At 36.2% G+C, this 10,289-nt stretch carries 10 protein-coding genes and 1 riboswitch; of the genes, 5 read left to right on the forward strand and 5 right to left on the reverse strand.

Annotated elements, in window-relative coordinates; translation table 11 throughout:
* Positions 1-597 precede the first annotated feature (597 nt).
* From LBD46_05995 to LBD46_06015, 5 genes are all read left to right on the forward strand, one after another.
* Positions 598-1,113: a cob(I)yrinic acid a,c-diamide adenosyltransferase gene (locus LBD46_05995; GenBank protein ID MDR2426710.1), complete on the forward strand. Its 516-nt coding sequence runs from the start codon at positions 598-600 to the stop codon at positions 1,111-1,113.
* Positions 1,113-1,952 (forward strand): helical backbone metal receptor, encoded by an 840-nt coding sequence (locus LBD46_06000; GenBank protein MDR2426711.1) that lies wholly within the window; start codon positions 1,113-1,115, stop codon positions 1,950-1,952. The genes LBD46_05995 and LBD46_06000 overlap by 1 nt, the downstream gene beginning before the upstream one ends.
* Positions 1,942-2,943 carry an iron ABC transporter permease gene (locus LBD46_06005; protein ID MDR2426712.1) on the forward strand — a complete coding sequence of 334 codons (1,002 nt, stop codon included), beginning with the start codon at positions 1,942-1,944 and terminating at the stop codon, positions 2,941-2,943. The genes LBD46_06000 and LBD46_06005 overlap by 11 nt, the downstream gene beginning before the upstream one ends.
* A complete protein-coding gene (locus LBD46_06010) occupies positions 2,940-3,722 on the forward strand; it encodes an ABC transporter ATP-binding protein (protein ID MDR2426713.1) in 783 nt (260 codons plus the stop codon). The genes LBD46_06005 and LBD46_06010 overlap by 4 nt, the downstream gene beginning before the upstream one ends.
* A riboswitch (cobalamin riboswitch) is annotated at positions 3,720-3,859 on the forward strand. (Overlaps the previous gene by 3 nt.)
* A 107-nt stretch (positions 3,860-3,966) precedes the next feature.
* Positions 3,967-5,802, forward strand: coding sequence for a TonB-dependent receptor (locus tag LBD46_06015; GenBank protein ID MDR2426714.1), 1,836 nt, complete (start codon positions 3,967-3,969; stop codon positions 5,800-5,802).
* Positions 5,803-5,993: 191 nt separating this feature from the next.
* Here the strand turns inward: LBD46_06015 and LBD46_06020 are convergent, their stop codons facing one another.
* The 5 genes from LBD46_06020 to LBD46_06040 form a co-directional block, all read right to left on the reverse strand.
* A complete protein-coding gene (locus LBD46_06020) occupies positions 5,994-6,680 on the reverse strand; it encodes an ABC transporter ATP-binding protein (GenBank protein MDR2426715.1) in 687 nt (228 codons plus the stop codon).
* A gap of 12 nt (positions 6,681-6,692) precedes the next feature.
* Complete coding sequence (locus tag LBD46_06025) at positions 6,693-7,877, reverse strand: ABC transporter permease (GenBank protein MDR2426716.1); 1,185 nt, start codon at positions 7,875-7,877, stop codon at positions 6,693-6,695.
* Between the two features lie 113 nt (positions 7,878-7,990).
* Positions 7,991-8,605, reverse strand: coding sequence for a hypothetical protein (locus tag LBD46_06030; protein ID MDR2426717.1), 615 nt, complete (start codon positions 8,603-8,605; stop codon positions 7,991-7,993).
* A gap of 20 nt (positions 8,606-8,625) precedes the next feature.
* The gene (locus LBD46_06035) at positions 8,626-9,618 is read right to left on the reverse strand and encodes a hypothetical protein (GenBank protein ID MDR2426718.1); all 993 of its coding nucleotides are present in this window, start codon (positions 9,616-9,618) and stop codon (positions 8,626-8,628) included.
* Positions 9,615-10,040, reverse strand: a complete 426-nt coding sequence (locus LBD46_06040; protein MDR2426719.1) for a FixH family protein — start codon at positions 10,038-10,040, stop codon at positions 9,615-9,617. The genes LBD46_06035 and LBD46_06040 overlap by 4 nt, the downstream gene beginning before the upstream one ends.
* Positions 10,041-10,289: the final 249 nt, after the last annotated feature.

Genomic DNA, 10,289 nt, shown 5'->3' on the forward strand with positions numbered 1-10,289 from the left:
TATAATTGATTCACTTCATTTATGACACCAGTTTAGTCGTCATTGCGAGGCAGAATTAGATGCCAAAGCAATCTATGAATAAGAATGTCGTTTCTGTTAGCTTTCTGGATTGCTTTGTCGTCGTTGCCGCTCATCCTGGTAATAACGGCAATGACTAAACACTAAATGGCGATTGAGTGTCTCTAAAAATCACTAATTGTTGTGTCATCAACATTTTAAGTGGGTTGATGGCTGGCATATGGTACTAATGCTCAACAATACCTCAAAGGATAATTCCGTAAAATTATTTTTCAGATAGCGTATAGTTGGTTCATTCATAAATTAAAAAAAGTTTGATATACTATTAAAAATTCTTTTTGTTTATTTCACAAAAGCGGTTAAAGGAAGTTCCGTAAAAAGTTTGATATTTTTGATTCGGACACTGCCCCGCAACGGTAAGAGATAAAGTTTTCGATAAAAAGCTTTTTTCATAGTCCGGTCTATTAACTGTTTTTTTTGGCAAAAGGTCGCTTTCGAGGGAAAGATGGATAATATTCTATTCGTATTAAAGAAATCTGCTTTCTTTTATTGAAAGCGGATTTCTTTATAGGGAAAACGATGATAATAATAAACACAGGCGATGGAAAAGGGAAAACCACCGCTTCTATAGGGCAGATAATCCGTTCTTTGGGGCATGGCAATAAAGTCTGCCTGATACAACTGTTTAAAGGAAGACAATTTTACGGCGAACAAAATATTTTAACTAAACTTGACGGGTTAGATTTTTTTTCTTTTGCAAAAGAGCATCCTTACTGTATAAAAAACGTGTCTATTGAAGAGGCAAAAGAAAAATGCATTCCTGCCATGGAAAAGCTTGCCGAACTTACAAATTCCTGCAAGAAATATGATTTAGTCGTTTTGGAAGAGTTTAACATCGCTTTAAGGGATGGTTTTTTGGATAAAATGCAATTTATCAATCTACTCAAAAAACTGTCCGAAAAATCCGATATTGTAATAACTGGTAGAGCTGCGCCGCAGGAACTTATAGATATTGCCGATCTGGTGACGGAAATGAAAGAAATTAAACATCCATACAAAAAAGGAATTCCTGCAAAAAAAGGTATAGAATTCTGATGAAAAATAAAATATTTATAATTATTTCGCTCATATTTTTGTTCTCTGTGCAGCTTTACGCTGGAAAGTATAGCCGCATAATATCTTTGGCGCCTTCAGTGACGGAAAGCCTTTATGATCTTGATATGGATAAAGAAGTTATTGCGATAACGATTTATTGTCCGAAAGGAAAAAGTCAAAAAGAAATAATCGGAACGTTACTGGAACCCTATATAGAGAAAATCGTCATGTTAAAACCAGACTTGATAATTTCAGCTAAAGAAGGAAACAATAAGGCTGCCGTTGAAAAAATACAAAGACTTGGTTTTGAAGTTTATGTAATGGAAACCGCTGGTAATTTTAAAGAAATATGCGGCAATTTTCTTGCTCTTGCCGAAAAGCTTAAAAAAGAGGAAAAAGCAAAAGATTTGATTTCCAAAGCTGAAAAAGAAGTGCTTTCAATTTATTCCAAAACCGCTTTACTGCCTAAAGAAAGAGTTTTTTGGGAAGTGGGCGCCAAACCTCTTTACACTACAGGAAAACATAGTTTTATAAACGACTATAATTATTATACGTCTACCGTTAACATATATAATGATATAAACATGCGCTATCCTTCTGTAAATATCGAAGATGTCGTCGAACGCAATCCTGATGTCATAATTATGGTCAATATGGGAGATATAAGTAAAGATGAAATTCAAAACTGGAAAAAATACAGTGCGGTTTCAGCTGTGCGCAATGATAAAGTTTACATGATAGACGTCAACGATATTTTCACACCTACGCCTTCGACTTTTGCCAAAGGTGTAAAAATTCTCGCCAAAACAATATTTCCGGAGATATTTGGTGGCAAGTAAACGAACAAAAATGCTCGTATTTTCAATAATGCCGGCATTGGCATTTTTTGTTTTTATTTTTTCTTTAAAAGCAGGAACAAAAGATATTTCATTTTTCGATACGCTAAAAGCTTTGTTCGGAATCGGTGAAGAAAGTGTTTTGATGATTGTAAAACAAATAAGGCTTCCGCGCATAATGATGGCTATGACGGCCGGCGCCGGACTTGCCGCAGGCGGCTGTGTTTTTCAGGGAATATTGAGAAACCCTCTTGCAGACCCTTTTACGCTCGGAATTTCCGGCGGAGCGGCTTTTGGCGTTTGTGCGAGTTTTGTCGCCGGACTGGCTTCAGTCGGATGGATATTTATACCGTTTTCGGCTTTTGCTGGAGCGCTGTTGGCGGTTTTGGCAGTTTATATTTTAAGTATGCGGGAAAAATTTAATTCAAATTCCATGATACTTTATGGAGTCATAATAAGTTATATTTTTTCCTCTGCGGTAATGCTTTTGTTTTCGCTTTCAAAAACAAATCAGGTTTATTCAGCTTTTATGTGGCTTATGGGAAATATTTCCATGTTTGACGAAAGAATTCTGCCGTTTGTAATAATCGTTGTTTTGGCAGGAACTGTGATTTTATGTTTAACTGGAAATATCATCAATGTCTTGACTCTGGGAGGGCAAAAAGCGAACACGCTTGGGATAGATACGGAAAAAATGATAAAAATTATTTTTCTTTTAACTTCGCTGATTACGGCTTCATGCGTTTCTTGCTGTGGAATAATAGGGTTTGTGGGACTTATGATGCCGCATATTATGCGAAAAATAGTCGGGGGAAATCATTCTTTGTTAATTCCAGCGTCTGCACTTGCAGGCTGCATATTTTTGCCGTTGTGCGATACTTTAAGCAGAACGCTTCTATCGCCCGTAGAAATTCCAGTAGGAGTAATAACGAGCATTGCCGGTGGAATATTTTTCATATTTTTAATGATAAGACGCACAAGGAATGCTTTATGATAGAAATAAAAAATATTACCGCCGGATATTCGTCAAAAAAAATCTTGAAAAACATAAACTGCATCGTTGAAAAAGGTTCTTTCAGCGGAATCATAGGCAGAAATGGCGCGGGAAAAAGCACATTGCTTAAAGTTTTATGCGGGCAACTCAAACCTTTTTACGGAGAAGTTTTTTTAAACGGAAAGGACGTTTATTCAATCTCTAAAAAAGTTTTATCAAAAGCAATTTCTTTTATGCCACAAAGTGTTGACATGAATTTTCCATTTACTGTTAAAGAATTTGTGATGTTTGGCAGGTATCCTTATATGAATATATTTAAAATTCCTTCGCAAAAAGATTATGCCGTAGTGAACAAAGTTTTAAAATTTACAAATATTGAAACATTTTCTGAGAGATATGTCGATGAGCTTTCGGGTGGCGAAAAGCAAAAAGTTTTAATAGCACAGACAATAGTTCAAGAGACGGACATTATGGTTTTTGACGAGCCAGCCTCTCATCTTGATATGGGAAACCAAGCCGATATTCTGTGCCTTTTAAAAATGCTGAACAAAAAATACGGAAAAACTATAGTCATTACTCTGCACGATCTCAATGCTGCGGGAGAATTCTGCGATAATCTGATTCTTATGGAAGATGGAAACATAAGAAACAGCGGCACGGTGCAAAAAGTGCTGAACTATAAAGACATTGAAGAAGTATATAAAACTACGGTTGTAGTTAAAACGAATCCGATGTCCGGTAAACCTTATGTTATACCGGTAAGTAAAAATGAACAATAAAAATACAGATAACATATTTTGTTATCTTCGGCAATGACGGGGGAATCACGTGGAAATCGTGAACAGTCCGGCTGCTGTAAGGTGCGCAGATAAAGCGTAACTGAGTCAGAATGCCCGCCATTGACTTTATATCCCCAGGAGGATACCATGATTTTTTATTATCAAAGACAATAAAGCCTATCTTATTTCATGTCGTAAATCAAAAATAAATTATAAAAACGGCGTTATGGCCAAGGAAATTTATATGAAAAGAATTTTGTTGGTATTATTGTCTTTAGTTTTTGTTTCAAATGCGGTGCTGGCTCAAGAAGAAATATTTTTAACACTTACAAAAACTCCCACAAATTTAGCAGAACTCCCGACAAATGTTACAGTTATTACGCATGAAGAAATCGAAAGCAAACACGTGGAAACTCTGGGAGAATTGTTAGCTCAGGAGATGGGAGTGTTTTATAAGACAAACGGAACCGCAGGAGATATGCCCACCATTTTTATGCGCGGTGCAGCAAATTCCGCTAGAACACTTGTTTTAATAGATGGACGCAGGGTTAATGACGGCAGCAGCGGAGCTGCAAATTTTACTGCAATTTCTACTTTGATGATAGAGAGAATTGAGATAATAAGAGGGGCAGGTTCAGCGGTTTATGGTACGGGTGCTTTCGGAGGAGTAATCAATATAATTACAAAAACGGCAAAAGCCAAATCTCCCGATGCCAACGTTGGTTTTTCTTACGGTTCGGACAAAACTTTGAATCCTTATACTGCGGTTCAGTATTACAATGATAAGGCGGCCGTTTTGTTGGCGGGCTCGGCATACCAAACAGAAGGTTACAGAAAAAATTCGGATTATAAAGGGACAAATCTTTTGTTTAACGGCGCGTTAAATTTAACTGATAAACAGTCAATATCTTTGTCAGCAAACAGTTATGATTCTGATTTTGGCTATCCAGGCTCTACAATATGGTTGGATCCTGGCCGGCGCAAAGATCATAATGAATATATTAAAGCGGATTATAATTTAAATTTCGATGATAAAAAACTCAGATTGTCAATATATCATTCTGATAGTTCAAGTTATAATGATAGTACAAATCTTCAAGATTACGGTCTTGGTTTAATAGATTATGGAGATCACTCAAAAACATTTAATAAAACTGAAGGTGTACAGGCAGATTTTATATGGAATTCTTTTTTATTTGGAGCGGAGTCTGTAAATGAATTATATAATACACAGAATACAATTGACGGTGGCATTACTTCAGGAAAATTGAATGTCGATAAAAACAGAAATACGACCGCCGTTTATAGCCAATGGAACGGTGTTCTCGGCAAATTTCGCATTATTCCAAGTATAAGATATGATTACAATTCAGTATATGGTGGCGTTTTTACTCCATCGATTTCTGCGGTCTTTAACATATCTCAATATTTTAAACTTTCAGCAAACGGAGGCAAAGTGTGGAGATCTCCGTCTTTTAACGATTTATACAGCCAGTGGGGAGGAAATCCTAATTTAAAACCCGAAGAAGGAATTTCAGGTGATATAGGCTTTGAATTTACGACAAATAAAATAAGCGCTGCTGTTACCTCATACTATATTGACAGCGATAATTTGATAATATCTAATGCAAATACAAATTATATCCCTGAAAATATAGATAAGGCAAAACAGTACGGAGTTGAATTCGGCGCAGGAGTTATAATTACTAAATGGCTGAACATAAATTTGAATTATACATATCTCAATGCTGAAAACAACTCAAAAGATTATGACGGGAAAATTTTACAGTACAGCCCAAAGCATACAATTAATTCATATTTGAATATTAAACCTCTTAATAATTTAACGCTGTCTGCCGTTGTAAGCTATAAAGATAAATATTATGAAGACAGCGGCAATACCGTTGAAAATAACGGTTTTGCCATACTTGATTTAAATGTACACTACAAAGCAACAGATACATTGTCTTTTTGGATAAAAGGGTTTAACATTGCCAATGCAGATTATCAAATAGTCAATGGTTATCCTATGCCGGGAACAACCGTTTATACGGGAGTTGATTTTAAATTCTGGAAATAAGCAAAAATTGAGCAGCTAGGGAGCCGCCGGGAAGCTGAGAAAAAGTAGGCTATATACACAACTTCATATAGTATATCAATACAAGCAAAGCATAAAATTTTTCTTGTTGCGGTAAGTTTTTCTACTGTTTTTCCAGCTCCCAGCCTCCACTGTTATTGGCCAGATAGGACTTATTCAGCCTTTCCAGCTTGTCAGTTTCTAATTGCCTTTCCATCGAAAAGCTCTATGTGATGGTTTCCTATTTTGGCAAAGTCCGGGTTATGCGTCACCAAGATAATAGTTATGCCGCGCTCTTTGTTTACATCTGTAAGCAGTTTTTTTATTTCTTGGGAACGCTTGCTGTCAAGATTACCGGTGGGTTCATCGGCTATTAAAATTGAAGGGGAATTTATAAGAGCTCTTGCTATTGCCACGCGCTGCATTTCTCCTCCAGAAAGCTGCGAAGGAAGATGATTTTTTCTGTGCGATATACCGAGCATTTTTAAAATTTCATTAAGCCTATTTTCATTGACTTTAAGCTCTTTTTTAAAAACCGCGGGAACCAAAATATTTTCTTTTACTGTTAAAGTTGGTATAAGAAAAAATTTCTGAAAAATGTATCCAAAAAAATTTCTTCTTATAACAGTGAGTTCACTTTCGGAAAGCTCTAAATTTTCTTTAAATATCTGTGTTCCATCTATTTTTAAAGAGCCCGAAGTCGGATTGTCCAGACAGCCTACAATATTTACAAGCGTTGTTTTGCCTGAACCTGATTGGCCGGTTATGGAAACTATATCTCCTTTTTTTACCGTGAAACTTATATCGTTTAAAGCACATACTTTTTCAGAACCTCTAGCATATATTTTTGTCAAATTTGCCGCTTCAATTATATTCTGCATGAATCCTCCGTTTCAATCATTTTGTCTTATAGCGTCAAGCGGTCTTATGTTTGCAGCTCTTAAAGCCGGATAAATTCCTCCTATGATTCCTACCAAAGCTATTGCGCCCAGAGACAACAAAGCAATATTTATGTTTATTTCTATCAAATTTCCGTTAGGCGTAAAAGGTAAAAAATAACGTATTACGAGCTCTGAAACGTTTGAGAAAAGCCCAGAAAATATGGTTCCTATTATTGCTCCGACAGAACATAAAAGCGCGGTTTCTATGAGAACCATAACGAATATGTCTTTCGGGAGAGCGCCCATACTTTTCAAAATGCCTATCTCCTGATACCTTTCAAATACGGACATCAAAACCGTGTTTAAAACGCCGAACATCGCTATTATGAACGCTATAAAAGCTATGGACAAAACTATGGATTTAGCGCTTGTTACAAGGCTCATTATCGTATTTTTTACTTGTGCCATAGAAACTACCTGAACATCAGGCAAACTGTAAAGTTTTTCTTCGAAAGCATTTGCGTCAGCACCGCGTTTAAGCTGTATGCCGAGCATTGTAAGTTGTCCTTTTTTGTCAAACGCTTCCTGTACGGTTTTAAGCGGAAGAAAAATCATTCCGTCGTCTTGCGTGCCGGTACGCTTTAAAATACCCACGACTTTATATTCTTCTTCTCTTCCCGCCAAAAGCATTGAGTCGCCGATTTCGCGCTGTTCGAGTTCTGCTGCTTCAAAGCCGAGAACGACTTCATTTTTAGCCTCTGATGAAAACCATTTTCCTTGATTAAACTGTAAATAGGGTTTCATAGCGGGATAGGTAATGGGATCTATTCCAAGATATACGATAGTGCCGCCATTTTCGCCTTTATTGGCGTCAAATTCGGCATGCATAAGCATAGGCGTGGTTTGGCTTACTTCTTCATTTTTATAGACGTCTTTGACAATATCTTGTGGCATATATCTCAAACCGGTTCCTCCTTTAAGCATAAGCGTAGCAGCTTCGTAAGGGCATCCTTTTGCAGTTAAAACTACTTGAAAACCCATACCTTCTATGTCATTGTTTAAAGAAGTTTCATATCCTTTATTGAATCCAAGCAGCGTTACCAAAACCCATGTAGAAAGTGTTATTCCGATAACGGTAAAAGCTGTACGAAGTTTCCTGCGCAAAAGATTTTTGTAAGAAATCTGAAAAATGTTCATGAAGTTTTCTCCTTTTTAAAAGCTGAGAAGTTGAGTAACGTCGAATGGCACAGACAGCTTTCTATTTTACGACATTGCATTAAATAAAAAAACTGCCGTCCACTAGAAACTGCTTATTTTCTGGATGCTAAAAATATATTTACAAGTATCAAATTCTTTTTTACTGCTCTAAGCGTTGCGGGAAAATCTACTGTATCTTCGGGATCAGGATTTTTTATGGTGGCTGCCTTAGGATTTGAGGTTTCTGTGGTTTTTGGATTGTAGTCCTGAAAATCCAATAGATTTAAACCGATAAATTGTTTTGCGAATTCTTTGGAACGGAGTTCTTTTGCTTTTTTTGAAGTAAGTTTCTGAAAATAAAAATTCTTAATATTTTCTTTTTCATCATAGACAAGAAATACCTGCAGCCCGCCGTATCGGCCTTTTTGGTTTATCCCGTGTATATAGCCGATAATTTCTTCTCCTTTATATATTGTATATAAAGTGTAGGGGACGTCTATTGTTTCATATAATCCTTGAAAAGAATCGCCGAGTTTTTGTTCCACTTCTTTTAGAAGCGTTTCGCCGCCTAATTTATCTATCGAAAAATATGCGGTTTTATAGCCGCTTGACGATGGGAAAAAACGTTTAACGTCACGATCTGGGTCATTTAGGTCGCAGCCTACGGCTGCCCATGACGCTGCAGACAAAACTGCTGAAAACATTAAAGACAAAATGAATTTTTTCATTTAACATCTCCGCTGCTGTATTAAATTAAGAAATAATAATAAAACTGTGCAGCTATTTTGTTGTCATTCATTTCGCGCTGCCAGCTGTATGCCAGCCTTGTTGTAATATCCGAATTTATTTTATAATTGATGGCGGCGTCTATGTAATGATTGTCAAAATCTGCACGACGCGTGTACACATATTGCCATTCAAGTTTCAATTTATTTTCTTCGAGAAAATTCAAACTTAATCGGTATAGTCCGGCACAAGCCATATCATCTGTAATTTTTCCGACGTTGACTTGAGCTTTATGTTCAAAATTATTGTGATTATAAGCGAAATCGGTGGCTGCAAGCCCGATTTCTGAAGTTTCTTCGCTCATTATCGTATAGCCCATAGTTTCAAGAATGTTTCCCGCCATGACTGATAAACCTAGAGTGTAGTTGTCATAACTGAGTACGCCTTTTGATATTCTTGAAGTTGCAAGCCAATTATTTTTAAATCTCAATGCCATTGCCGTTCCAGATGTTAATGCAAACTGTACGTTTCCATTATCGGTATCTTTTGAAAATACTATGCCCCAGTCTCTGTCATATCCGAAACCGTACATTTGAAGCGGCTGAATCAGTTCTCCATGTGTGTCCCAATACGATTCAAGACCAAAAGCGACGCGGTTGTGTCCAAGCGAAATGTCTCCTATGGAAGTTTTTACTTTCAAGTAAGCATTATAAATTTGAAGCTGCGCTTTTTCTTCGCTGTCATCGTAGGCCACTCTCAACTGTAAGGCTGCGGTAAGAATATCTCTTGTCTTTGAGGAAAATTTTTTTATTAAATCAAAACCTATGGAATTTTTCTGCATAGTGTCTTTCTCATGGCCAGAACGATATATCATTTTATTGTCCATAGAAGAATATCCAGCGATGGACTGAACTTCGCCAAAAAATAAACTGCTTTCTGCATAAATATAAGAAGAAAAAATAAGAAACGAGGATAAGATTAAAACAAAAATTTTTATGAAGGCTTGTTTTCTCATATATTAATGTGAATGGCTCCAGCAAAAATATCTTTGTCGTCTTCTATAAACACAAGCAATATTTCCCACTTGCCTCTCATAACGGAATTGAGCGGCATAAGATAGTCGCCGTTTTTATTTTTTTTAAATTTTATCGGGCCAGACGAATGACGCCCGCGCATTTGTGGCATGTCATAGTCTCCAAGAATTTCAAGGGAAGTATTTTGGCTGCCGTTTTTATTAAAAATGCTTATTTTTATCGTTGATGTTCCCAATTTAGGTTTTTTGGAAAAAACATAGGTGAAATAATAATTTTCATTTATCATAACTTTCTGCTTAGCTTTTTCTTTTATGAGCATTATATTTTCTATTTGTACCGCAATCGAAACGGAAAAAAAAGACGACACAAAAATTGTGGCGGCAAAAAATAAGACTTTTGGCATAATAAACCTCCCGATTCTATAAAACATATTAAAAATATATAATATATTATAAATATATTTATGGTTTTTCAAGGATATTTTAGGCGCTTATATACCTTACGATACAAGATAATGTGAGGATTTTGAGGGCAGTCTTATAATTTCTGCACTAACACTCTTGCAAACTTCTCCTTTCCATTTATATACGGAATATATCGTTTATCTCTTATTATTTTATATCCTTTTTCCAATAACCCGTTTAGTATCGGA

This window comes from Candidatus Endomicrobium procryptotermitis (assembly GCA_031279415.1).
Lineage (GTDB): Bacteria > Elusimicrobiota > Endomicrobiia > Endomicrobiales > Endomicrobiaceae > Endomicrobium_B > Endomicrobium_B procryptotermitis.